The sequence below is a fragment of the Cupriavidus necator A5-1 genome (assembly GCF_000744095.1).
Lineage (GTDB): Bacteria > Pseudomonadota > Gammaproteobacteria > Burkholderiales > Burkholderiaceae > Cupriavidus > Cupriavidus necator_A.
In genome coordinates this window covers 963372-987402 of record NZ_JQLI01000001.1, presented here as the reverse complement: position 1 = coordinate 987402, position 24031 = coordinate 963372, and the positions used below count along the sequence as shown (strand labels likewise).

The 24031-nt window shown below is 57.1% G+C and carries 19 protein-coding genes and 3 pseudogenes; 9 read left to right on the top strand and 13 right to left on the bottom strand.

Annotated features, from left to right (window positions below; all coding sequences use genetic code 11):
* Positions 1 to 185 precede the first annotated feature (185 nt).
* Entirely contained in the window at positions 186 to 476 is a 291-nt protein-coding gene (locus K307_RS47480) for a hypothetical protein (protein ID WP_155301071.1), read from the bottom strand.
* A 144-nt stretch (positions 477 to 620) separates the two neighbouring features.
* Between K307_RS47480 and K307_RS47475 the strand changes: the two genes are divergently transcribed.
* A complete protein-coding gene (locus K307_RS47475) occupies positions 621 to 944 on the top strand; it encodes a hypothetical protein (RefSeq protein WP_155301070.1) in 324 nt (107 codons plus the stop codon).
* A 96-nt stretch (positions 945 to 1040) separates the two neighbouring features.
* Positions 1041 to 2231, top strand: coding sequence for a S8 family peptidase (locus K307_RS04455; RefSeq protein ID WP_042876577.1), 1191 nt, complete (start codon positions 1041 to 1043; stop codon positions 2229 to 2231).
* Between the two features lie 497 nt (positions 2232 to 2728).
* On the opposite strand, the gene K307_RS04450 is transcribed toward K307_RS04455, so the two are convergent.
* The 3 genes and pseudogenes from K307_RS04450 to cynR all read right to left on the bottom strand — a co-directional run bounded on the left by K307_RS04450 (position 2729) and on the right by cynR (position 7927).
* Positions 2729 to 4159: a hypothetical protein gene (locus K307_RS04450; protein ID WP_042876575.1), complete on the bottom strand. Its 1431-nt coding sequence runs from the start codon at positions 4157 to 4159 to the stop codon at positions 2729 to 2731.
* Positions 4160 to 4701: 542 nt separating this feature from the next.
* Entirely contained in the window at positions 4702 to 5109 is a 408-nt protein-coding gene (locus K307_RS45540; RefSeq protein ID WP_196251520.1) for a hypothetical protein, read from the bottom strand.
* A gap of 1923 nt (positions 5110 to 7032) precedes the next feature.
* A pseudogene (gene cynR, locus K307_RS04435) lies at positions 7033 to 7927 on the bottom strand (transcriptional regulator CynR).
* A 122-nt stretch (positions 7928 to 8049) separates the two neighbouring features.
* Between cynR and K307_RS04430 the strand changes: the two are divergent.
* Together K307_RS04430 and K307_RS04425 are read left to right on the top strand one after the other, a co-directional pair.
* Entirely contained in the window at positions 8050 to 8613 is a 564-nt protein-coding gene (locus tag K307_RS04430) for a carbonic anhydrase (RefSeq protein ID WP_329955789.1), read from the top strand.
* 35 nt (positions 8614 to 8648) lie between these two features.
* A complete protein-coding gene (locus K307_RS04425; RefSeq protein WP_051974647.1) occupies positions 8649 to 9845 on the top strand; it encodes an IS110 family transposase in 1197 nt (398 codons plus the stop codon).
* 490 nt (positions 9846 to 10335) lie between these two features.
* Here the strand turns inward: K307_RS04425 and K307_RS04420 are convergent, their stop codons facing one another.
* Entirely contained in the window at positions 10336 to 11436 is a 1101-nt protein-coding gene (locus K307_RS04420; protein WP_042876572.1) for an IS5 family transposase, read from the bottom strand.
* Positions 11437 to 11524: 88 nt separating this feature from the next.
* Between K307_RS04420 and K307_RS45530 the strand changes: the two are divergent.
* From K307_RS45530 to K307_RS04405, 3 genes and pseudogenes are all read left to right on the top strand, one after another.
* Positions 11525 to 11668 (top strand): annotated as a pseudogene (locus tag K307_RS45530) (carbonic anhydrase); the annotation flags it as partial.
* A 62-nt stretch (positions 11669 to 11730) separates the two neighbouring features.
* Positions 11731 to 12201: a cyanase gene (cynS, locus tag K307_RS04410; protein ID WP_042876567.1), complete on the top strand. Its 471-nt coding sequence runs from the start codon at positions 11731 to 11733 to the stop codon at positions 12199 to 12201.
* A 49-nt stretch (positions 12202 to 12250) separates the two neighbouring features.
* Complete coding sequence (locus K307_RS04405; protein ID WP_042881301.1) at positions 12251 to 12733, top strand: DUF1348 family protein; 483 nt, start codon at positions 12251 to 12253, stop codon at positions 12731 to 12733.
* A 66-nt stretch (positions 12734 to 12799) separates the two neighbouring features.
* Here K307_RS04405 and K307_RS45525 read toward each other — a convergent pair.
* The 5 genes and pseudogenes from K307_RS45525 to K307_RS04380 all read right to left on the bottom strand — a co-directional run.
* A pseudogene (locus K307_RS45525) lies at positions 12800 to 13457 on the bottom strand (IS110 family transposase); the annotation flags it as partial.
* Positions 13458 to 13501: 44 nt separating this feature from the next.
* A complete protein-coding gene (ltrA, locus tag K307_RS04395) occupies positions 13502 to 15001 on the bottom strand; it encodes a group II intron reverse transcriptase/maturase (protein ID WP_042876565.1) in 1500 nt (499 codons plus the stop codon).
* A 932-nt stretch (positions 15002 to 15933) separates the two neighbouring features.
* Entirely contained in the window at positions 15934 to 16587 is a 654-nt protein-coding gene (locus tag K307_RS04390; protein WP_013959199.1) for a DJ-1/PfpI family protein, read from the bottom strand.
* Positions 16588 to 16663: 76 nt separating this feature from the next.
* Positions 16664 to 17365 (bottom strand): helix-turn-helix domain-containing protein, encoded by a 702-nt coding sequence (locus K307_RS04385; RefSeq protein WP_148271766.1) that lies wholly within the window; start codon positions 17363 to 17365, stop codon positions 16664 to 16666.
* A 145-nt stretch (positions 17366 to 17510) separates the two neighbouring features.
* Positions 17511 to 18851, bottom strand: coding sequence for an MFS transporter (locus tag K307_RS04380; protein ID WP_042881298.1), 1341 nt, complete (start codon positions 18849 to 18851; stop codon positions 17511 to 17513).
* A 259-nt stretch (positions 18852 to 19110) separates the two neighbouring features.
* Here K307_RS04380 and K307_RS04375 point away from each other — a divergent pair, with 259 nt between their 5' ends.
* A complete protein-coding gene (locus tag K307_RS04375) occupies positions 19111 to 19527 on the top strand; it encodes a cupin domain-containing protein (RefSeq protein WP_013959202.1) in 417 nt (138 codons plus the stop codon).
* 62 nt (positions 19528 to 19589) lie between these two features.
* Entirely contained in the window at positions 19590 to 19910 is a 321-nt protein-coding gene (locus K307_RS04370) for a ferredoxin family protein (RefSeq protein WP_042876563.1), read from the top strand.
* 362 nt (positions 19911 to 20272) lie between these two features.
* On the opposite strand, the gene K307_RS04365 is transcribed toward K307_RS04370, so the two are convergent.
* The 3 genes from K307_RS04365 to K307_RS04360 form a co-directional block, all read right to left on the bottom strand.
* Positions 20273 to 22249, bottom strand: a complete 1977-nt coding sequence (locus K307_RS04365) for a hypothetical protein (RefSeq protein ID WP_155301069.1) — start codon at positions 22247 to 22249, stop codon at positions 20273 to 20275.
* A 200-nt stretch (positions 22250 to 22449) separates the two neighbouring features.
* Complete coding sequence (locus tag K307_RS45520; protein WP_080744876.1) at positions 22450 to 22941, bottom strand: Kiwa anti-phage protein KwaB-like domain-containing protein; 492 nt, start codon at positions 22939 to 22941, stop codon at positions 22450 to 22452.
* A 51-nt stretch (positions 22942 to 22992) separates the two neighbouring features.
* Entirely contained in the window at positions 22993 to 24027 is a 1035-nt protein-coding gene (locus K307_RS04360; RefSeq protein ID WP_042876560.1) for an IS630 family transposase, read from the bottom strand.
* Positions 24028 to 24031: the final 4 nt, after the last annotated feature.

The following is a 24031-nucleotide window of genomic DNA, read 5'->3' as shown; positions in this document are numbered from 1 at the left end:
AGCCGCTAACAGTGGCTGCCATTGATCTTCCCCTGTGCTATACCGGATCGCGTTCTGCACTGGAGTGCGCTGAGATCGTCTTGCTAGCGCAATCAGACGGCTCTCCCCCAGTCGGGTGACAATATCCTGGTGTTATAGCTGTCGTTCGTCTGCGGCACCCCAACTAAATCCAAGACGCTCGCGTATTAAGTTCCGTTCGGAGCTGGGTTTGGTATTTCGGTGTCGTATGTTTCACGGACATTCGATCGGAGCCCGGTTGTTAGGCCCTTGACGCCTGAAATGTCGTGAAACGCATGCAAGCGTGCTGCGCTCATTCCGAATGCGACATTACGTCGCCAAGATTCTATAAATCTTGCTATGGGGGAGGGATCTAAACGTTGACTTTTTTCTTTTTGTGAATACTGTTGTTCTTGCCTTCCTCCATCAACGATGGCCAAGGAAAACGAGAGTTTCATTGTGGGAAGAAATTTCATCATGTTTCGATCCCCTCGCAATGGAGGTGAGGGGAAAATGCGTCTGTCATTTGTTATTGGCGGAACAAATGTTTGTTAGCAGATGCGTAATTTTTTACTAGACTTCGTTTGCCAATGTCGGATAGGGACTGAACAAAGGAGATGATCATGCGAGAACTAAAAGTTTCATCAGAATTGTGGGAGGAGGTGTCTGAAAAGGACAAGGGAAAGATTGAAGGCATTATGCTGGCCGCGAAGGTAATGTCGCATGAGGACAAGATCGTTCCCGACACTACTATCGCGAAGGACGCTCAACCGCAGGCGGTGACTCTCGGATTTCCAGGTGACATACTTAAGCCGGCATGTCAGGCTGCCTGTGTTGCTGCCGGTGCTGCTGCCGCAGCGGCCTGTGCCGGCCTCAACCCAATAGCGGCGGCCGCTTGTATGGCAGTTGCTCAAGCAGGCGTTGAAGAGTGTAAGAACCGCTGTTGATCTGGTTGCTCTTGAGCGCGGGTAGGATGGGCCACTCCCGCTCAAGGGCTTCATAGTTTGGGGAGGGGAGAATTCAAGGCGGTAGGGGGGAATGACATGAAGCAGAAATGCGTGATTTTGCGCGGGAACCGGATGCTAGCACGCGATGTTTTCAGAGGAGCGTTCGCCAATCAAATGGACGTAATGTTTCCTCGTGGAGAAGTGAGCGTTGAGGTAGCTGAACTACACCGGAATGACATTCCAAGCGTCACGAGGGATGCAGATGTCCTAGCTATTGCTCCGGCGATGCCTATGAGCCTGATAGAGCCGTATGTGACTCCTCAAGACGCTATTCCAGTAGGCGGGGCGACGTTGGCGTGGGGAGTGAAGGCTGTAAAGGCGAACACCTCCCCGTACACTGGCAAGGACATAGTCGTGGCGGTACTGGATACAGGTATCGATGCATCCCATGCGGCCTTTGATGGTGTTGAATTGGTCCAGCGAGATTTCACGGGCGACAACGGCACGGCCAAGGATACCGACGGCCATGGCACGCATTGTGCCGGAACCATCTTCGGACGCGCAGTGGATGGGATGCGCATCGGGGTGGCACCTGGTGTCAAACGGGCGCTGATTGGTAAAGTGCTTGGTGGTGGGCGCGGAGGATCCACTGAAACGATAGCTAGTGCGATACAGTGGGCTGCAGAGAATGGTGCTCATGTCATCTCGATGTCGCTGGGACTTGACTTCCCTAGCTATCAGCAGCAACTGATGGATATGGGATATCCGCCTCCGATAGCTACATCGCGGGCGCTCGAGGGATATAGAGCTAATGTAATGCTTTTTGAGCGATTGGCCTCATTCATTAGAGCCCGAGCACACCCTACGGTAATGATTGCCGCGGCAGGTAATGAAAGTCAGCGCAAGGTTGATCCGCGCTTCGAGATATCCGTATCGCCTCCTGCCGTTTCGGAGGGGATGATCTCGGTGGCTGCGCTTGGTGAGCGGGACGGTGGGTTGGAGGTCGCTGACTTTTCTAATACGGGAGCGAACGTCTCAGGACCTGGGGTTGGGATTGACTCGGCAAAGCTCGGAGGTGGTCTGGTCAAAATGAGTGGTACAAGCATGGCCACGCCACATGTAGCCGGCGTCGCGGCTTTGTGGGCGGAGGCAATCGTGAAAGTCGCTCCGCTGAGCGTTATGGCCCTCACGGCGAAATTGGTCGGCTCCGCTACGTTCGAAGGTATGGGTGAGGGCTTTGACCCATTCGATGCCGGCGCGGGATTGGTGATTGCGCCGCAGGCATGAGTTCTTCATAGGGGGGCCCTGCCAGGAAATAGAATTCCCTTGCTACATCGGGCGCACGGCGCCCGGTTCAGGGAAGGCACGCTCGGACAGATCAGGTGCGTGCCAGAGCAGAGCGACTTTGCGTGGCAGTTGGCACGCGTCCAAAACCGCTGCGAAGCCCCGCGTTACTGGATACCGGACGAGGGAGTCGCCATCACCGTCGGCGTCATTTGGGTCGACGAGCGAGTTCCTGGCCGACGTTAGCAAGATGCAAAATTGGGTCGGCAGTGAGCAACGAAGCTATCGGCTCACGTAGTCGCCGATGCGCGGGAATGGATCCTAGCAGCCGCGAAGCCACCTAGCCATATCGTAGTCCGGACCGGAAACGCGCTGCGGTCGAGGGTCCCTGTGCTCCGAGCGCCGTCCCCGCTATCTGAGACAGGCCCCAGCTATTTCCATCGGAAAGCTGGGGTTTTTACCGTCGTAAGCAAAGCACGGGGCATTGCTTACGCCTCACTCTATTTACTTGTGAGCGTTACGATCTCGGTCCAATCCGAGAGGGCCTTATCGAGGTCCTCGGTCATTTTCTTGAAGAGTGGGGCTGGCACCTTGATCATAATCTTGCCTTGCTCATGTCCGAGGTCGACCTCAATTCCTTGTACCGGATTCCGGGTACGGGAGTCATAGACGAAGTACCGGTCCCAGTCCTGAATGCAGTCGACGAGGATCCCGAGGTAGGTCAGTGGCTCATCGGCGAGTGCGAGTGTGCGTCCCTTCACGCCGGATGCCCATCGTTCGCCGCGTTGTTGAATGTTGTGCAAGGCTGCCGATGCACTGGCCCACACTATGCCGCTCCACCAGAACTCGTAGTCATGAGGTACGGCAACAGTGTCTTCACGAGCTCTCATCTTTGCTGCCACAGCGGCGGGCGAATACTCCCCACCGTCGTCTTCAAGATTGTCAAAGTTCGCAAACAAGTTGTAGAAGAATGTCGCAATCTTCAGCTGCAGCAAGCCACTGCACACGCCGTGATCCAAGACACGAATGTCGGCGCCGGGCATTCCCTTGGTCACGTCTTCGAGGAACGCGGCTTGCAAGTCCTCAATGCGTTGAGCCGCATCCGCCTGTCCAAAATGCTTGAAATGGGCTTGCCACAAATCGAATGCATCGCCTGGCAGTTCCAATTTAGCGGATCTCCGCTTTCCTGCAGAATGTTGAAGATCGGCCGCTACCTCTTTCGCCAGGTTGTTGAGCCGCCCGAGGGCACGCAGGTAGATCGCAATCTTGGACAACGATGCTTCCTGCGGCGCGTCGGGCATCGATACCAACTTTCGGAACTCTGGATGCGCGTGGACCGAGGTGGCACCCGTTTGCTTCCAGAACGCCATCGTGAAGTACTCGTCCGCAGTTCGCAGGCCGATTTCCGCCTGTTTGCTCTGATTTCCGGTATCCATGCTTGTGATGGACCCTTCAAACAGGTATCCGATATCGTGCAATAGACTCGTGTACTGCCACGTATGGCCAAAATACTGATCGAAGGAGAACTTGTGGGAAGCGCTCGGGTTCCAGTCACGCCTCTCGATGGCGGTGTTGATGGCCGAATAAATCCTGTCAGAGTGGCTGTAGAAGTACCATCCCAGTAACCAGTTGTTAAGCGTGTGCGCCGTATGATCGCGTTGCTTGTCGTAGGCCATCCCGCGCGTGGCTTCACGTTTCCAGACCCCTTCCCGGAACATCTCGAAGTCCTCGAGATCTGCGATGGCGAGAACGCGCCTCGTGCAGTCGAGTGCTTTGTTCACCCGCACCTGGTCCATCGTCGTACTCAGGAAATGCACAAGTTCATCCTGTATCGTGGGGCCGGATTTCTCGATATCCAGCGCCACATACTTTGAAAAAGCCGTGTTCTTCCGGCGGACGAACTTCTTCAGTTCTTCAATCGCGTTATTCATGGAATGAGGTGAATGCGAAGTCAACTGTGTAGAGTGGGGCGGATAAATCTATTGCCCAGCGAGCGTTGGCGACGTGTAGAAGACCATTAGACGCCGTCTGGGCGCAGGGAATCCAAGCATTACACTTGGCGTCGCGCCGGGGCACGGACGCAAGGGAGTCCACGACCCCAATGCCATCCAGCGTCGCCATCGTCGCTACAAATGCATGGTGCGCAGACACATTCTCTTTGAGTAGCTTGCACGTGGCTGTGAGCATGACTGCCGGCGAACAATTGAGCTTTTGGCGCAGCAATGCGAATAGGCTCTTGGGGTGGCGACCGGCGTGCTTCCTTACGGTCACGGAAAGACCTTGCACGGACGATTCCAGGACGTCTCGCAGTGTGCCATGGTCTGGCGGACACCAACCGCGGCGTCTGACTCCGAACATCGCACATGCCTGCTGCTTGGAGGTCGGAACGCCACAGAGCGAAAGTGCCATCGCTGACGCGTAGACCGCGCAGAAATCCGACTTCAGCCGTTGGCCGAGAAAGACGTCGCGAACGTCAACGTTTGGCAAGCGCCGCCCCGAAGCCGCCAATGCCGAAAGAGAACAGCCTGGCAGCCGTATTCTTCGCGACGACCTTCTGCGCCGGTGCGACTTTTTTCACCGCCGCCTTCTTGGCGACTACTTTCTTAGCAGCCACCTTCTTAGCGGGTGCGGCCTTCTTGGCGGCAACCTTCTTAGCCGGCACGGCCTTTTCGGCGGCAACCCTCTTAGCGGGCGCGACCTTCCTCGCAGCAGCCTTCTTAGCGGGCACTGCCTTCCTCGCAGCAGCCTTCTTAGCGGGCACTGCCTTCTTTGCAGGGGTCGCCTTCTTTGGAACAATTGTCTTGGCGGCAGCAGCCTTCTTCGCAAGGACTTTCTTCACAGCTGCAGTTTTTTTTGCCGCGACTTTCTTCGCAACAGTCATGACTTCCTTCCTAGGTGGGGATTGCCAGATTCCAATTGCCGCTAACCCTAAGCACGCTCGGGACTTGCCCGATGGAATCTGACAGGGATTAATCCAATGCTCGCGCGAGCATGATGTACGAAATCTGGCGACCAAACAAGCATATCGCGTTACAAGAGCGCGCGGCTTCCCAGTAAGCGGTGCGTGAGTACCGTATTGACGTAGTTCCGGGCAGCGTTATGAGCGGACAGGAAGCTGGTCAGCTACAGCCCACGGCATGAGCTCGTCGACGCGATTGATCGCATGGTCGGCTAGCGCATCCGATTTTAATGATTAGGCGAGCCTTTTCCTTGCTCTTGCCGCATTATCCGAGAGCGGCGAGGTACGCTAGCAGTTAGAGGCCCCTTGGGCCGCAGCAGGGAACGGTTTGCGGGCCGCTTGCGGCGTGGCCAATCTTTGGTTTGCTCGGGGGCATTAGGGTGCGTTTTTAACATAACGCCCGAAGAGCGAAATTTTACTGTGGCTTGGGGTGTTATGTTTTGATTGGAGACGAAGAGCAGGGGTGTCCGCCGGTGGCGGGCGTCGACGCGCAGGCGTTGGGTCAGAAAAATCGAAATGGGCGGCTGCATAGACGGCAATGCACGCCTAGACTTCCTCGCCGTTCTTGTAGAAGGTGCCTACTTGCCGCCGCTGATGCAATGGGCACCGGGAAACACCTCATTGTGGCCGTTGCTACCGTCCAGCGGGAAGGGGGCGTGGGCACGGCCCAGTAGTGGCCGCTCGGTAAGGCTTCGATCGATTACCGGGATACTTTTCATCACCGCCGCTCGGTGTCACGTAATGCACAAGCCCTGGCGCTGCGGCAAAAACGGATCGTGTCAATCCTGCCAAGGCGTGACATCGTCGCGAGACAGCCTCGTGTAGGCTCGCAGCCCATCGCCTCTTGCTTATCCAGTGTATTTCGCCATGGCGCCATACCTGCGCATCGCCGTCCGAGCACTCGGCGTCGGCGCCATCATTGTGATCATCGCCGTTGTCTCACGGCAAGTCTATCTGCGAGTCGCCGCGGAACCTGACGGCGCGGCTGAGGAGCCCGCGGCGATGATGTTGATCCGCTGCGAGACGATGCATCACCGCCTGCAGAATCGGCACAGTCCCGCAGACGCGGCGGATGCTGACGAGCCGCCACGCGCTCGTTGCAGGGAGTCTTGTGTCGGAGAGCGTCTGATCAGTCCAGCAGTTCACGCTGCTTGCGTGAAGCTGCCGGGCTGTCCACAGCAAAGCGCCGAGGCAAATGGGCATGGTTCGTCCCCGCTTTGTCGACCTGGACTCGCCTGGTCACAAAGCTTAGCTACCGCCATGCGCGTCCACGCTGGACAATGCCTTCCTGCCGCCAGCGAGCGCAATGTGCGCGTCAGGCCCCGGAACTCAACGGCGCCTTGGAGCGCCGGCAAAAGAAAGCCCGCTGCAATGGCGGGCACGAATCCCTTGAGGAGAAAGGGAGGAGACGGACGTAGTATAAACCCTTACGAAAACTCGTGCAGCCCCTGCTTGTGGTGGGGTCTACGCGGTCTGCATCCATTTTTCTCCGAGGCGAAGCGACCGCGTTGAGACGTGTCACCAAAAACCCGGTTCCAAGGTGACCGGACTGGGAAACCTGATCCACCGCCCGGTTTGGCACGCGGCAGAGGCAGATGAGCGGTACCAAATCCGTAATTTCACGTTCACGAAATTATCTCGTCACGCGGCATCGCCGCCTCCAATAGGCTTTTCGCGACCCAACGCTGCCGTTGCAGGCCTCAACCGACGAGCGGCAGGTCTTGAGGTAAAACGGCCATCCCTGGTTCGGTCACAGTCAGCAAGTGTTCAGCTGTCGGGCAGGGGAAAGGAAATACTCAAAGCCACCGTCTCCAGGTACTTCTGTTTTAAGCGCGCCTCGGCGCGCTACCGCCTGTTGACGCTATGACGTTCGAAGCTCTCCTTCAATACCTTGACGAACGCGTCGCTCGCCGCGGTTCGGTAGGCGTCTTTGCGCTGCAGGAGCGCGGCTGTGCGGGCGGGCAGCGGGGGGTCGAGTGGCACGGGATGCAGTTCGCGGTGCTCACGAGCGATCCCGTCTGGCAATACGGTGGCGAGCTGCCCGCGGCGCACGATCTCAAAGATCGCGCTGATTGAACTCACCTCGATGGCAACGAGCGGACGAACGCGTTGTCGTGCGCAGTATTCGTCGATATAGCGACGCGTTGCGAATGCATTGTTCAGCAGAACCAGTGGTTCCTTCGCGAAGTCTGGCGCGGCCAGCGGCTTGCGGCGCGTCGCACGCGCATGGCCTCCGCTGACCACGAGGCTCAGCGTCTCCTGAAACAAAGGCTGGCTCCCTATTTCCGCGGCATGAACGGGTTCGAAGGCGATGCCTGCGTCCAGCTTGTCGTCGGCGAGCTGGGCTTCGATCTGATCTTGCGGGATCTCCTGAATGTCGATCGCGATGCCCGGGTGCGAGCCATGGAAGCGGTCAATAACGGGGCCGACCAGATACGCGGTGAATGTCGGCGTCACGGCCAGACGCAGATTGCCGCGGCTCAACTCGCCCACATCGTGGATCGCCCTCATGCCCGCATCGATGTCTTGTAGCGCGAGTTTCGCGTAGCGTGCCCATGCCGCGCCCGCATCCGTCAGCTGCACGGTCCTGCCCGAGCGGTCGAGCAACTGCGTGCGCAACGTGTCTTCCAGTTGCCTGATCTGCTGCGAGAGCGTCGGCTGCGAAACGTGCAGCGCCTCGGCAGCGCGCGTGAAATTCCGGTGTTCAGCGACCGCTAGAGCGGATATGACGCAGCAGCATGCGGGCCTCGTAACTATTGATATTTCCTATCGTCAGGATCATAAACCGATCTTGGACACTATTGCTGATTGCATCCATTCTTTGTTCATCGCATCGCACTGCGTCACTGAACGGAGCGAATCATGCACGAGATCATCGACGGTTTTCTGAAGTTTCAACGGGACGTATTCCCGGCGCGCAAGGACTTGTTCCGGAAGCTTGCGACCAGTCAGACGCCGCGAACGCTGTTCATTTCATGTTCGGACAGCCGCATGGTGCCCGAACTGGTCACACAGCGCGAACCGGGCGACCTGTTCGTGATGCGCAATGCCGGCAATATCGTGCCTTCGTTCGGCCCTGAGCCGGGAGGTGTTTCAGCCACCGTCGAGTATGCGGTTGCCGCGCTGGGCGTGACCGATGCCGTGATCTGCGGCCATTCGGACTGCGGCGCGATGACAGCTGTCGCCACCAGCAAGTGTCTCGATCACATGCCCGCCGTCGCGAACTGGTTGTGCTATGCCGACTCAGCGAAGCTCGTCAACGATGCTCGCGAGCATGCAACCGAGCGCGAGCGCATCGACTCGATGGTGTGCGAGAACGTCATCGCTCAACTGAACAACCTCAAGACTCATCCTTCCGTCGCGCTGGCGCTCGCGCTAGATCCTATGAATGAAGGCGGGTCGGTAACGCACGCAAAGCGATCCTAAAGTAAAGGTGCGACCCATTCACCTTGGAGCACGTCATGCAACCGACCCGTATCAATCATACTATGCCCGCAGAAGATGTATTGGCAGTGGCCCTGGAGCTGTCCAACAACACCTGGAAAATCGCCCTGCACGACGGCAAACGGGAGAAGCCTGCGATCCAGACTGTAGCTGCAAAAGTTCCGGCATGCCGCCTGGACGAAGCGATGCAAGCGATCGAGAAGATCAAGACGAAATGGGGAATTGGCCCTGGCGTGCGCACCGTCGTGTTGTACGAGGCTGGTCAGGACGGCTTCTGGATCGAGCGGGCGCTATCGAAGCTCGGATACGAAGTAGTGATCTGCGACCCCGCCAGCATCCCGGTGGAGCGGCACGCGCGGCGGGCCAAGACCGACCGACTCGATGCGATCAAGCTGGTGTTGTGCCTGCGCGCCTGGCTGCGCGGCGAACATGACCGCATGCACGTGATTCGCGTACCGGCCGTTGAAACCGAAGCCCAGCGGCACCTGGTGCGCGACCGGGGTGAACTTCAAAAAGAAACGCTACAGCACCGCGACCGGATACGCAAGCTGCTGCGAACAGTGGGTTGCTGGCAAGACGTCGAAGGCGATATCGCAAAGCGGCTAGCAAAGGGAGAAATCTCCTGCTACGACGGCGCGGCAATCCCTGCGCAGTTGCATGCGCGGCTGACCCGGGAGTGTCAGCGCTTGGCCTTAGCCCAGCAGCAACTCGCTGCACTGGAAAAAGACCTGGTCAGGCAATTGCCGGAACCCGCACAAAAGCGTATTGCCGACCTGCAACGGCTCAAGGCGGTTGGCCCGGTCGGCGCGACACGACTGGTGCTCGAGCTGTTCTGGCGCAGCTTTGACAACCGCCGGCAGGTGGGCGCCTGTGTCGGCTTGGCGCCGCAGCCGTACGACAGCGGCCAGAGCCGGGTCGACCAGGGGATCAGTAAGCAGGGCAACCGGCGCGTGCGTTCTCTGCTTATCGAAATGGCGTGGCTCTGGTTACGCTATCAGCCCGGCAGTGCGATGGCGCAGTGGTACGTGCAGCGCACCCAAGGCAATAGCCAGAACAAGCGGGGCAAGCGCATCGCTATAGTCGCGGTGGCGCGACGGCTGGTCATCGCTCTGTGGCGCTATCTGACGCATGGAATCCTACCCGAGGGAGCGCTTCTGAAAAACAGCAAGACCACAGGATTAAAACGTTCAGCCGGCGAGGTGGCAGCAGTTTGAAGGCATGGCGGCAACGCTCGCATTAGCTGCTCCTGTCCGTCATATCGCAAGTCAGTTCGAAGTAGACAAGCCCGTGCAGCCTGCTGGTTGCAAACGCAACCGACACTACTAGATGGGGCTTCTCGCATCAAGGTCGCCTTAGCGCAACGCGCATGCAGGATTGGGCTGGGCAAATACCAGCGGATAGAAGTTGGTGGGACGTCGAAGTCTCACGTAAAGATGACCGGGAACTTTGAAACTGGTGAACAACAGCGACAGACGCCTGTGGTAAGCGCGAGCTAGATTAAGGAAGAAGTTGGATCAATTTGCGTAAAAATTCTTGCCTTCCGACTCATCATAGAAGCAGGCTGCTGAAGTACTCACCGCACAAAAGGCGAAGTTTCTTCCTACAAGGCTGAAGGGCTCGCCATTTTTCACAATCCGGGAACCTGGCGTCACTTCATCGATTTTTTCGGTGATTTGACGCCCATTTCCAGCCTCATTTCCGCGATTACTGCGACAGCGGACGGATTTGTCCCAGGGAACGCATACGTACGAGGTTGTAGGCGGCCATGCTCAACACGAACATCTGGTCGACCTTCTTCCGTCCGCGCACCATCACCTGACGCATGCGCCCAACGGTCTTGGCCCATCCAAAACCTTGTTCAATCAGCTTGCGCTTCTGCTGCGAGATGGCATAACCCTCGCTGCGTGCGATGGCATCAGGGACGGCCGAGCGCCGCCCCGAGGTGTTTTGTGCGACATGCGGCGTCACCTTCATCTCCAGGCAAGCTTGAATGAACTCCTCCGCGTCGTAGCCCTTGTCCGCGCCCACGGTGACTTCCAAATCGAGGTCCTCAGCCACCTGCCTGGCATCGTTGAGCATGACCTTCGCGGCCTCGCGCTCGGCGTATCCGTCAGCATTGGTCACCATGGCGCTGACCACCAGGCCGTGGCGATTGTCGCTCAGCGTATGGCCCATGTAGCGCAACTCACTGGCGGTCTTGCCTTTGCGATAGAGCCTGGCATCGGGATCGGTCTTGGACTCGTGCGTCTCGTTACCGCGCTTGCGCCCCTTGAAGTTAGCGCCGTCGTTATCGTCATTGTCGCCGCCGTCTTTGGGCACGAAGCTCTTGTGGCCTGCCCACGCCTGAATCAGCGTGCCGTCCACGCTGAAGTGTTCGCCCGACAGCCAGTCCTTCTTCTGCGCGATGGCCAACACTTCATTGAAGAACTCGATTACCGCGTCGTGCTGGATCAGCCGTTCGCGGTTCTTGCTGAACACGGTGGGCACCCAGACCACATCATCCATGGCCAAGCCAATGAACCAGCGAAACAGCAGGTTGTACTGCGTCTGCTCCATGAGCTGACGCTCTGACCGGACGCTGTAGAGCACCTGCAGCAGCATGGCCCGCAGCAACTTCTCCGGCGCGATGCTGGGCCGGCCGCCCTTGATATCGGCTTCATACATCTGCGCGAACAACCGGTCCATCTTCGCTAGCGCCTGATTCGCCATGGTGCGGATCGAGCGCAGCGGATGGGACTTCGGCACGAAATCATCCAGCCGCCGCATAGTGAACAAGCTCTCCGTGAAGGTGTCTGCGCCGCGCATGAAATCTTGGGTTGGATGGACTCCTCAGATCAACGCCCCAGCCAGTCCCCGCGCTGACGTCCGCTGGAGGTATTTCAGCGGCCTGCTAGGTCGCCTGAAGCTGCATGGCTGGGTCTATGACATCGAATCGGGCTCCATCGACGCCTTCGATAACGCGAAGCGTCAGTTCTTTTCGCTGGCGGAGCATCCGGACGTCACCGCGACGCCTGCCGAGTGCATCGCGGCGCATTGAAGATCGACACATCCCTTCCGCCTACCGGCTTTACTCCCTTCACTGATTCAAGGAGCAACATCATGACCCAATCGCAAACCAGGCAGCACGCGCGCGAGGCATTGACCGATAACATCATCGACGCGAAAACCCGCAAGAACTTGACGTTCGAAGCCATCAACGAAGGCACGGGCCTGAGCGTCGCTTATACAACGGCTGCGCTGCTCGGCCAGCATGCGATGCCTGAGCAGGCTGCGAAGCTCGTTGCCGAGCGTCTGGGGCTCGACGACGAGGCGGTTCGCCTGCTGCAAATCATTCCAGTTCGCGGAAGCATTCCCGGCGGCGTGCCGACCGATCCGACCATCTATCGCTTCTACGAGATGGTGCAGGTGTACGGCTCGACGTTGAAAGCGCTCGTTCACGAGAAGTTCGGCGACGGCATTATCAGCGCGATCAACTTCAAGCTCGATATTCAAACGGTGCAGGATCCAGAAGGCGGCGAGCGCGCGATCATCACGCTCAACGGCAAGTATCTGCCGACCCGGCCGTTTTGATTTTTCGAAGACTAAAGCCCAATAAGGTGCCTCGTAAAGGAGAGTTGATATGTCATCGCAACAACATGAAGTTCGCCCGCCGCTTCCTCCGTTCACGCTGGAAACGGCCAAAGAAAAAATTCGACTTGCGGAAGATGGCTGGAACACCCGGGATGCGGCAAAGGTCGCGCTCGCCTATTCGCTCGATACAAGATGGCGTAATCGCACGGAGTTTGCGAACAACCGGGCAGAAGCGCAGGCGTTTCTCGACCGCAAGTGGCGAAAGGAACTCGACTACCGTCTGATCAAGGAACTGTGGGCGTTCGGTGGCAACCGGATTGCAGTGCGCTATGCGTACGAGTGGCGAGACGATGCCGGCAACTGGTTCCGTTCGTATGGCAACGAGAACTGGGAGTTCGGCGAAGACGGACTGATGCAACGTCGCTTTGCTTGTATCAACGACATGCCGATAAAGGAATCGGAGCGCAAGTTTCATTGGCCCTTGGGCCGTCGTCCCGACGATCATCCGGGGTTGAGCGACCTCGGTCTTTGAGCACGAACGTGGCGGCGACGTGCGTCGCGTCGTCGCCATGTCGGTAATGTGGCATGTGCGGGGAGTCACCTGTTCGAGTCGGCGGCTGATTTCGTCCTTACGATGCCAGGCTATGATCTGAGTCTCGATCTCGTCGACCTGTCTGTCTTGCAACTTAGCAACTTGAGGTACTCGAGCGGTCGGTCGATAAGCTGCCGGAACGCGCCAGGCAGATCGTTAGTCGCGTCTTCGATCAGATCCGGCACAAGCAGGGCGATGTAGGCAATGCCTTGCGGCACAACCAGGGCCATACTCAGCCAGTATGGTCACGAATCTGGTTGGCCTGAGCGGTGCGAGCCTTTATGAAACCCTGGCGCACGCGGTGCAGTAAGAGCACTGCCTGGTGTTCGACCTTCTTTATCGGTATAAACCGCATTGTCGGTCGCGTCACAGCCTCGCAAATGGCTTGTGCATCGGCCGCGTCATTCTTGTTGCTTTTCACATAAGGCTTCACGAACTGCGGCGCCATTAGACGCACCGTATGGCCAAGCGCTTGCAGCTTGCGAGCCCGGTAGTGCGCGCTGCCGCAGAATTCCATCCCGATCAGGCGGGTCGGGAGGTTGGCGAAGAACGCTGCGACTTGGTCACGGCACAATTGCTTGCACAGCACCGTCTTTTCTCGCGCGTTCGCCCCGTGGACCTGGTCGGGTAGCAGCGACGCATTACTGCGCCGCCGCCCCCTCAGAACCGGACGTGCAGGTCGCCCCGCATCCGGCTCAAGCCATTCCTTTAGCGCCACTGGGTGGCACCGGACAGCCCGGCGGAACGTTTCGCGGTTCGACGGCGGGCAAGGTAGATGTCCCATGCCGGATCAAACGGATTAGCCAGTCCCCGGATTTTGATGTGGCGCTGGATGGCGGCCGTCGCTGCGCGGAAGAGTTGCAGGCCGCAGGTGTCATCCTCGGTCGAACCCTTCGTTGCAAAATCCCAGGACCGATGTCCGTCACACCGGAAGTAACGTTTCCTGACCCACCGGGCTCCTTTCGTGGGGTGCCTACGTCTTGCCCACTTCCAGAGCAGGTGCCAGATGTGCGAGTCGATCGTTGAGAAGGTCGCTTTTGCCACGACGTGGCGATGATACATAGTCCAACCCCGAATGATCGGGTTCAGCCTACGGATCAACGCCTCTTGGGTGACACTCGCGTTGCCCTTGATGACTTCCCTGACCTTGTCGAGCAGCGATTTGATACTTTTCTTCGCTGGCTTGATCAGCAGTTTGCCGCCGTACTTGCGCACGTTTTGGCCAAGGAAATCGAAACCCTCCGCTATGTTGGTGATCCTGGTCTTCTCTTCCGAGAGTTCCAGACCTCGGGCGGCCATAAACTGCCTGACCGCGGGAAGCACCCGGGATTCCAGCACATCTCTCGACACGCCAGTCACCACAAAGTCATCGGCATAACGGACGACGTTGAGCTGAGCCTTGCTGCGAGCAAGTTTGGATGTTCCCACACTTGCATGGACTGCCGCTTCAAGCCCATCCAGCGCCATATTCGCGATTACGGGCGAGATAACTCCCCCTTGGGGTGTACCCGCCCGCGACTCGAACAGAGTTCCCTCATCGATATATCCGGCCTGAAGCCACTTTCGCAGAACCCCCTTATCCATCGGTACGTTCTCCAGGAACCAGGAATGACTGAAGTTGTCGAAACAGCCTCGAATGTCACCCTCCAGAACCCATTCTGGCGAGGCACGCTTAGCCAGAACGTTGAAGCACTGCTCGATGGCATCGGCGGTCGAGCGTCCGGACCGAAAGCCGTAGGAATTGGCATCCGCCAGAGTCTCCGCGACGGGTTCCAGAGCGAGCTTCCATAAAGCCTGCATCGCCCGGCACCGCATACAAGGAATTCCTAACGGACGCTTCTTGCCGTTACTCTTGGGAATGTAAACCCGCCGCAGCGGCATCGCCCGATAGCCGCGATGACGTAGCGACACCATTCCGTTCCATCTGGCCGCCGGGGACGACCATATCCTGCCATCCACCCCCGGCGTCCTCTTACCGCGATTTTCCGTCACACGCTTCACGGCCAACATCTTGCCGCTATGCGAGCGGGTCAGCAGACGTTGCAAGGCTTTCACCTTGCTCCATCGGCCTTCCCGGACCACCTTGGCGATACGCACCTGAAGCCGTTTCACCTCTGCCTCAATGTGCGGCCAGTTCGCCTGATCCCACATCTGTGCAGCGTGCGAGGACGCACCAGCTCCCGACACTTTCGCATCGTACGCCGTCATCTGCTTTCCCTCGTATAACGGTTGGTCAAAGTTCTCTCGCCATGAATGACCCTGCGGAAGTCTGCCCACTTTCGTGTCGGGCAATGTTGCAGCCCGTATCCCGGCCATTACAGCCGGGCGTTCGCTTTCTCCGCATTCCTTTACCCACCGTGCCAACAGCGTTCCTTACGGTTCGCCTGCCGTCACCGGCAGCATGATGGGCTTACCCTGTTCCGCATGAATCTCCGAGCGGGGCGGACCCTTCCTCTTCGCCGGCGGCTGGTTGTCCATGGTGGTCCAGTCTTCGAAGACCACTCCTCACCGCATACCGTTTTGGTTCAAGCCTGTCAGCACGTTTGGCTTGTCAAAGATCACGACGTTTATCAGAAGTTCACATATGTTGGTCGTACCCACTCATCCCTTGCTCCTCTCCGCCTTCGTGCTGGCAGATTCCGCTTCGCCTCGCGGCTGGGCGTACCGGTTATCCGGCGGCTACGTTGTCCCCAGAGCTTCACACCGAGCTGTTACCGGCTCCGCATGTCTGGGTAGGGAACGGTTGATGGAACAACCGGTTTCGTCAGGCCATACGTTCTCCTGTGAAACAGAAATTCAGGCGACTTGCAGGTCGCACAAACACGTTCTTGGCCAGGTCGATCCCCAATTGTCGTAATCTCCATGGTGGACGCCCCTTCCAGTTTGAGTGGTTGATGACACTTCCACTCTGGCACGCCGTCGTCGGGTTGGGGTGTCCCATCCCATTGCTGACATTGGTCGGGCCTCTGCGCCGTGGCATCGCGCCGGTGAGCTTCGGCCAATTGGTTGGTACGGTTGGTCTCAAACAGGCAGCCCAACCGTCCCGTGGACCGGCCATACAGACGTCGTTAATGTTGTTGAATCGATTAGGTACCGCTCAAGCAACAGGCACTCACAATGGCGATTCGCATATCGTGCTATTACGTCGTCAACGAGGTAGAACTCGTGTCGAATCGCAGAATCGGCCGCCGACTCTGATTGACGTCCATAGCGGCATCGTACTCCATGATTCGGGCTGTCTCATAGCAGACTTCCTCGCCCAAGAATTTTTCCAAAAGATATAGCGTGAGGTCGATTCCGAGTGTTACGCCACCGCCCGTAACAATCTCCCCTTCATCTACGACAACAGCCTCCACCACTTCTGTGTCAGGGCAGTCCCTGGCAAGCGTATTCAACGGACACTCTTCGGGGCCTGTCACAGGGACTTTCGTAGTGGCGACTTTGCCGGCGAGCAGGCCAGCCGCCCCAAGAATCAATGCCCCCGTGCAAACACTTGCGATCGTCTCACTATTGTTAAAACGCCGTCGAATAAAGTCCAAAATCAATTCGTTCTTAACTTGTACTCGCCATCCCGGGCCACCTGTAATGATTACCACGTCAGCCGCCGGTGCATTTGCGAAGGAATAGTCGGTTTCAACCCTCAACCCGTTCTGCAGTTCGACCAGGCCGCCTTTTTCGGAGACTGTGAAATACGAAAGTTCATCTGTTACCCGCTTTGCCATCGAGAGCGTGCCGATGACGGCGAGTTCAATTGGTTCGATGTGATTGTACAAAACGATTGCCACGCGCATCATTATGCCTCTAATTTAGATTGTCCACGAACACTAACCGGCGGTGCCCGTTGGTTTGAGAAAGCGCGAGTCAACGTAATCACACGCTTTCAATACTGGTCGGTTCTGTTACTACAACGATCGCCTGGGCATCGCCTTCAAGGGCTCGCCCGCGATGGGGTGTGCTCGACTCGAAATACAAGCTGTCGCCTGCTTCGAGCACGTAGCGCTGAAGCTTTCCCCCGATCTTGAACTCGAACTCTACTTTTCCCGATAGCAAAAAGACGAATTCTTCGCCAGGGTGCTCGAAAAAGTAATCGAGGTTGATTTCAGAGGGGAAGGTGAACATAAACGGATCCATGTGTTTGGCGTGCTTCTTATGCGCAAGACTCACATAGTCGTATCCGTAGGCACTCCCTCCCCGAACTACGGGTTTTCTCTCCCAGTGATGGACGATTGAAACTGGTGAGTCGACACTATCGTCTGAGGCCGTCGTCCCACTCTGGTCTGGATCCAGAAAGAAGTAGCTCAGCTCCAATCCCATCGCCCGCGCGATACGCGCTAGCGATGCGATAGGAGGCGCCTTCTTTCCATTTTCAATCTTGGAGAGGTACCCCTTCGTGAAGCCGGACCGATCAGCGAGCGCTTCCAGCGTAAGGCCCTGTTCAATTCTGGCTTGCCGCAGCCGTTGGCAGACAGCCTCCTCATCCTCTGAGGGGGAGAGGGTTGAACCGGGATCCTGCCGGGGTGCTCGCTCGGACTGCAAGAAACTTCGATTTCGCTCTAGAGTTTTGGCCGTCATGCTTGCAATTTCCATTCGCCTAGAAGTAGGGATGGGAAACTTCATCTGTTTCCCATGAAGATTGTAAGCGGATTCGATCGGCGAATCACCCTAAAATGTGCATTGTAGGCCTCTTATTTGGCGTCGGACTTCGGCAAAAAACCGTTTAGGACTCAAACAGGCTGTCGCGATAAGTTTCCGGACTGAAAACAGTAGCAATGAAGGTTACGGCGCCCAGAACAGCAATCATGACGGCTACGCCAATGAAATGGCCTTGGCGAGCCAGCAATGCAGTAGCAAGCATTGGTGCGAGGCCGCCACCTATTCCTGCTGCCACCTGGCATCCAAGCGACGCCCCACTGTATCGAACCCTTGTTCCGAAAAGCTCAGGCAGCAAGGCGGCCTGCGGTCCATACATGGAGCCATGACCTAGGTTCATGCAGACGGCAATTGTAAGTGCGATCACGACCGAACTGCCCGTCTGGATGCTGAGAAACATGGGGTATGCGGCTGCGATGGTAAAGACAGAGCCCACGAAGTACAGTGTCCGGCGACCCCAGCGATCCGATAGCCACCCAAACAGGGGGATGGTAATTAGCTCCAGCGCAGCACCGAGCAACACACCATCCAGAATGATGGCTTTTGGAATGTGCAACACCGTAGTGCCATAGACCACCACAAATACCGTGAGGATATAGACCCAAGCAACCTCACAAACCTTGAGACCAATACTGATCAAGAGGTTGCGCTTATGCTTCGTCAACACTTCCAGAAGAGGGATCTTGGGCGGCTGTTCGCTGCTTGCTGCTGCAGCCTCAAAAACAGGTGATTCTGTGACCTTGAGACGAATGTAGAAGCCAAGGAGCACTAGTACGGAGCTGAGCAAGAAAGGGATGCGCCAGCCCAAAGAAAGAAACTCTGCATCAGGCATACGGCTCAAATAGGCGAATATTCCAGTCGAGGCAAGCATCCCAAGTGGAAAACCAATCTGCACCAGGCTGCCAAAAAATCCGCGCTGGTTGCGTGGCGCGTGCTCGATAACCATGAGAGCCGCACCACCCCATTCACCGCCGATGCCGATCCCTTGAATCACTCGCAACAGGATCAGCAGCGCTGGCGCCCAGGCCCCAATTTGCGCGTACGTAGGTAGTAAGCCGATTGCAAACGTTCCCCCGCCCATCATGAACATTGTGGTCATGAGCATAGTTTTGCGACCGATCTTGTCGCCAAAGTGTCCGAAGACAGCACCTCCCAGTGGACGAGCAATGAATCCCACAGCAAATGACCCAAGCGCTGCAAGCGTGCCCATTAGCGGATCCAGCGAGGGAAAGAAAAGCTTGTTGAACACAAGCGCAGCGGCGGTCCCATAAAGCAAGAAGTCATACCACTCCACCATAGTGCCGATGACGCTTGCCATTACCACCTTGCCCATGCTGTTGCTGGCACTGGTTTGATGTGAGGAGGGAGAGACCCCCACCACGCGACCTGAGTCGGAAAACGCATCCATGAATGTCTCCTGTTTCCTATTCGTCCTTTCGGCGGACATGTTGTTTCATAGAACAGCGCCTGCATAGTACACCGCCAGGAAACTTTAGCAAGCATGCAAGGGTAAACAAGGAAACACATGCGCCTCATAAGGCGCTATATCTCGGATCGCGTCAAAAATTGGTTGACTGTAGGGAAACTAGGCACTACATTGTGGAGCGTGCGGCAGCGCATTTGCACCTGCACCAAGCATATCCACTAGGTCACATAGGAGACGACTCATGACCGACATCGCTGAAAGCAAGCACTTTGCTGAGCGCCTGAAAGGCAAGCTGGATCCCACTCCCGGAGGGTCTGTATATGTGGATCCGAACACCTTCGAATGGGAGCCCTCCCAGTTCGAAAAGATTTCCATGAAAGTGCTGTACCGCAACGACGAGGCCGGAGAGATGACGGTTCTCCTGAAATGGGAGCCGGGTGCAGTGCTTCCCTTCCACAAGCACCCCGAAATTGAGCAGAGCTACGTACTGGAAGGCTCGTTCTACGATCACGACGGCATCTGCCGTGCCGGGCAGTTTGTTTGGCGTCAACCTGGCTCGTTGCATGAGACCCACTCTGACGAGGGCTGCTTGCTTCTCGCTGTCTACCGTAAGCCAAACGTCTTTTTTGGTACCGCAGGCTTCCGCAAGTCTTCGTAAGACCACGGCCGACCGGTAGGAGAACTGCGGGCTTACCGCAGTTCTCTGTAAAGGAGCAGATCATGGCGTACGTAGTAACCGAGCCCTGTATCAATTGTCGCTACGGAGAGTGCGTAGAGGTCTGTCCCGTAGAGGCGTTCCATCAAGGGCCAAACTTCATGGCAATCGATCCTGAAGTTTGCATAAACTGCTCAATATGCGAAATGATCTGCCCGGTTGCGGCGATCAAGAGCGAGTACGACCTTAAAGATACTGAGCAGCAGTTCACCGAAATCAACCGCCGTTTGGCCAACACATGGCCAGCTGTAAATGTCGGTGATGGCCCCCTGCCCGAGGCCGACGCATGGTCATCCCGCCGCAATAAGGTCGAGTTCTTAGAATGACCCTCCGTTGCCGAATAGGGGTATTCATACTTCGCGTGTGAAATCTTGCGGTCTGGCCGCCAAATCTGTTTTGAATCAAGTAGTTGGAAAGCTACTGCTTCAAAGGACCCTTCATGGCCGAAAAGCATTACTGCAAGCCGAAACCGGAGCGGCCACCGCCAGATTTCGCACGCAAAGCACGATGACCGCTATTCAAGCGTTTCGCCACAAGGCGCGGGCGGAGGAGTGTACGCGGCGAGTGATTGCGCGCCTAAGCGTAGTCCGGTGCAGGATCGAATAACCCGCGACCGCCACGAGCGGAGCCTCGCCGCTCGCTTCCCCCTAGATCGAATCCCGCCATTGGAAGAAGGGAGGGGTACGCGTCAAAAGCGACATTGCACGCCATCTGGTCGCGGCCACGCACAGTCCACCTCCACGACTGCGGCCAATCCAGCGCTAGATTCTGACGCGTTCTTGGCAACCCGGTTGTAAATCTGGACGCGCTCATATTCTCGGAGGAGAGGGGCGAGGAAGGGGGCGCCAATCGTGGCGGCTAGCTGAATCGCGTGGGTCGTATCGTCGCCTCCGCCTGGTTGAGTGGGCGGCGTAAGGTGGTCGCAGTAGGCGGGCACAACGGTAACAAGGGGCGGGGGTTCGGGCCTGCGGGAGTTACTCGCCAAACGGCATTCTCCAATCAGGTCCCTGATTCGCTCTAAGAGTGGGGGGTAGCCGGCCAGTTCACCAGCGCGCCAGCCGCACCCAACGCTTAACTCGACCGTTCGGGCTAGGCACAACAGTCGCTCCATGGAATGGTTGGTCGTCACCAGCTTATGTCTCGAGCGCCACAGCTTGCCGTCGTTGATCAAGCAGTCCGTGAATAGGGCCTCGGACGAGCAGGTGCGACGTTTATCGTATGTATGCAGAGTCGAGATGCAGTGGCCTTCCATCGTCTCGTCATGATCCCACTGGCCGCGTATGAATTCGGCCCAGCAGGTTGGCAAGTCTGCCTCGGCGGACCGCCGCAGTTGGTTATGGAAGAGTGGGTTGTGGACGCATCCGGGGTCAATGTCGACGATGGTTCTGGCCCATCCCCCAAGCTCGTCCTCGATTTGCAGGATGGCAGCCGCACCTCGGCGCTGGAGGTACGTTGCGCGAATCCGTGAATAAGCCATCGCCAGACTCATTGCACGTTTGTCGGCGTCCGCTTTATCTTGTCTCTCCCTTTCTGAGCGAGTGTCGAGCAGATCAAACCGAGCCGGCGGAGGTTGATTTGTTGGGCCAATGAAGTTGGAATTCCACGCTTTGTACCACCCCTGTCCGTCTGGACGGGGAAACGCCATTGGGGGCCACGCCTGGCAAATCAGTCCGAGGGCGCGTCTCAGCCCATCGTCGATCAAGTGGTCAGTTTCCGAGTGGAAGACGACCAGATACGCGAGGGCCAACTGGTCATCAAGAGCGCCGTTGGCGGAAAGCAGGTAGCGAGCGTCGTGGTCTATCTCTTGCGAAAACGTGTTACGTACCTCTCCGACGTATCTGATTGGCGCCGATTGGCGCTCCACCCGCCTTAAAACTCTCAACGCGCGCATAAATTTGAGCCGCAGGTCAGCGCTGTATGCCTTTCGCGGGAGTTCGACGTCGAGGATGTCGTGTGCGTGTTCAAAGTCGCCGGTGGCCATGTAAAGGCGCAGTAGACTTGAACGGAGCTCGACCGGCATCCTGGCGGGTGTGATAGCTGGTCGCCCTCGATGGTGCTGATCCTGATTATGCTGCGGCAGCAACTTGCCGGCACTGAGGAACATACCCGCCGATGTGAGCCTTTCTATGTCGTCCCCCAGTTTGCGCAGGGTTTCACTTACCTCTCCGATGGGGTGTAATGGGTCGCAGAAATGCTCGCAAAGTACCTCATGCTGGGCGACGATGCTCTCCAGCTTGCTCCGGGAATGCACTGATACCGTGACGGGAGTATCCAGGGTCTCAACAAATTCCTGGATGCGCATATCGAGATTTACATCGGCTAGCGAGGTTGTCGCGATAATGAGTTCGCTAACGCTGGGCCGGCCAGCCGGAAGCGTCGCTGCCTTGATATCGTCTCGGACATCGGCAAGAGTCAACTTTCCATTTGGATAGTCTTTACACTGGATGACGACTTTCCTATGCCGGGAGGGATCGTTGCCGCGTTTGTCGGTAAGCCGGATGTCAATGCCATTTTGACGCTGTCCCTTGCGGCCGTGGAAAACCGCATCGTCCGTTTGATAGAAGACACCGTAGATAATGAGGCACATGTCCTCAAACGCTTTGCCGCTATTGTCGTTCGGAAATTCTAAGTGCCGGGTCGAATTAGCTTTGTGATTGCTTAGCATGATCGGTCGAACGATGTGACTGGGGCTGCTGCAAGGCGAAAGAACACAATGGGCCCTGGTGGCACGCTGCGCAAGGCCAGCGATCTTCGACTGCGCGAGTCCCCCCTTAAAGGGGGGCGGCGTATGTCACGAACTCGTCAGTGCCACTCCCCGATGAACTACGCTGTTAGAAAAACAATGTGCGAGTCGCCCCCAATAAGTTACAGTGGGCGTTTTGAATTTGTCATGTAGTGATTCTGGAGGAGAGGGGATTTGTAGTAATCCTCATCCAGAAATCTAAGTAAAGTCTTTAGGTCTTTTTTTGTGTCAGGAATTACGATTTTTTCCTCGCCGCCATCATTGGTAGTACTCAAGTTAATATTAAATTCAGCCGCAACAGCCTTTATATCAGATACCGGAATTTTTTGAAGTATTTGACTTTGAGAAATAAGCCATAGTTTCATTCGGACCCAAGTGTCAGATATGGACACTAAAGCATCGGCATCCTGTACTGCGACGATCTCCGAGTTTGCAAATTCTTGAATATCAACGTCCGTCGCCTCGTTATAATACGCTGACAAATCAAATATTTGCCTTAACAAATGGAAGCTATGAAATTTCAGCGCCCCATCTTGAAGAGTGGCAGTCATTTTGTTGTCAACGGTAAGTCCGATGCCTTCTATTTTTTTATAGACGTTTGCCGAATGAAAAATCGATAAACCGTTGGTTGAAATTACCCTCTTTCGATCGAAGTGCTGGATTACTCAGCAGTCCGAAATATAGGCGACAGATGGGGCGTCGAAGAATGAGCGCACAAGCCGGCGGTTCTTCTTCACCTCGTGCAGGTGCTGCTCAACGCGGATTTCCAGTTTCTCGCCCGCTCGCAACGGATTGCGCGCCACACCAGTTCGCTTGAGATGACTCCACACGAACTCGTCGGGATTCAGGTCGGGCGCGTAACCCGGCAGCACATGCATCGTGAGCTTTCCCTTGGTCGATTCGATGTACTCGCGCACATTGGCCTTCTTGTGTGCTGGCAGTCCGTCAACGATCAGATGCACTGGGCGGTTGCGGCCCTTCATCATCTTCTTGAGCAATTCGATGAATAGCTCCGCGGTCAAGGCCCCTTTGTAGGTCGCAAACCAGAAGGCACCTTTGGCGTTCACCGCGGACGCGGCGGAAATCGATTGGCGCTGCCCGGGGCGCTCAATCACCGGTGTCTCGCCTTTGACCGCCCAGGTCTTGCCATGCACCGCGTCGGCTCGAAATCCTGATTCGTCCCAGAAGTAGATGTCCGCACCGCTTTGCTTGGCCGCAGCCGCAATACCCGGAAATGATTCACGCTGCCAGCGCTCGACGGCCTGCGGATCTCGTTGGTACGCCCGCTGCAATGGCTTTTGCGGGCTCAAGCCCAGTCCCGCCAGCAGCCTGCCCACCGCTGTGACACCCATCTTCACACCAAATTTCTCATCGATGAGCGTGGCCACAATCTGTCGTGTCCACAGCCCGAAGTCCAGACCGTACTGCCGAGGATCCCGCCCGTTGATCCACCGAAAGACCTGCGCCTGTTGCGCTCGCGTGAGCTTGCGTGGCCGGCCTGTCGCTGGACGCGATGCCAGCGCCCGCGCGCCTTTGCCCGAGCCCGAGGCCGCCTTGAGCCAACGGTAGATTGACGTTCGGTTCATGCCCAGCGACTTCACCACCACCGATGGTTTCTCGCCTTCGCGAACCCGGCGCAAGGCAAGCCGGCGGAATTCCTCTTGCGTCGCGCGATCGAGTGTACGGCCATCTCGTTTCATGTTG

Bases quoted from the DNA above. Each gene is read 5' to 3' on its own strand.
- K307_RS47480 (WP_155301071.1), bottom strand. From the start codon at position 476: ATGATGAAATTTCTTCCCACAATGAAACTCTCGTTTTCCTTGGCCATC.
- K307_RS47475 (WP_155301070.1), top strand. From the start codon at position 621: ATGCGAGAACTAAAAGTTTCATCAGAATTGTGGGAGGAGGTGTCTGAA.
- K307_RS04455 (WP_042876577.1), top strand. From the start codon at position 1,041: ATGAAGCAGAAATGCGTGATTTTGCGCGGGAACCGGATGCTAGCACGC.
- K307_RS04450 (WP_042876575.1), bottom strand. From the start codon at position 4,159: ATGAATAACGCGATTGAAGAACTGAAGAAGTTCGTCCGCCGGAAGAAC.
- K307_RS45540 (WP_196251520.1), bottom strand. From the start codon at position 5,109: ATGACTGTTGCGAAGAAAGTCGCGGCAAAAAAAACTGCAGCTGTGAAG.
- K307_RS04430 (WP_329955789.1), top strand. From the start codon at position 8,050: ATGCACGAGATCATCGACGGTTTTCTGAAGTTTCAACGGGACGTATTC.
- K307_RS04425 (WP_051974647.1), top strand. From the start codon at position 8,649: ATGCAACCGACCCGTATCAATCATACTATGCCCGCAGAAGATGTATTG.
- K307_RS04420 (WP_042876572.1), bottom strand. From the start codon at position 11,436: ATGCGCGGCGCAGACACCTTCACGGAGAGCTTGTTCACTATGCGGCGG.
- cynS (WP_042876567.1), top strand. From the start codon at position 11,731: ATGACCCAATCGCAAACCAGGCAGCACGCGCGCGAGGCATTGACCGAT.
- K307_RS04405 (WP_042881301.1), top strand. From the start codon at position 12,251: ATGTCATCGCAACAACATGAAGTTCGCCCGCCGCTTCCTCCGTTCACG.
- ltrA (WP_042876565.1), bottom strand. From the start codon at position 15,001: ATGACGGCGTACGATGCGAAAGTGTCGGGAGCTGGTGCGTCCTCGCAC.
- K307_RS04390 (WP_013959199.1), bottom strand. From the start codon at position 16,587: ATGATGCGCGTGGCAATCGTTTTGTACAATCACATCGAACCAATTGAA.
- K307_RS04385 (WP_148271766.1), bottom strand. From the start codon at position 17,365: ATGACGGCCAAAACTCTAGAGCGAAATCGAAGTTTCTTGCAGTCCGAG.
- K307_RS04380 (WP_042881298.1), bottom strand. From the start codon at position 18,851: ATGGATGCGTTTTCCGACTCAGGTCGCGTGGTGGGGGTCTCTCCCTCC.
- K307_RS04375 (WP_013959202.1), top strand. From the start codon at position 19,111: ATGACCGACATCGCTGAAAGCAAGCACTTTGCTGAGCGCCTGAAAGGC.
- K307_RS04370 (WP_042876563.1), top strand. From the start codon at position 19,590: ATGGCGTACGTAGTAACCGAGCCCTGTATCAATTGTCGCTACGGAGAG.
- K307_RS04365 (WP_155301069.1), bottom strand. From the start codon at position 22,249: ATGCTAAGCAATCACAAAGCTAATTCGACCCGGCACTTAGAATTTCCG.
- K307_RS04360 (WP_042876560.1), bottom strand. From the start codon at position 24,027: ATGAAACGAGATGGCCGTACACTCGATCGCGCGACGCAAGAGGAATTC.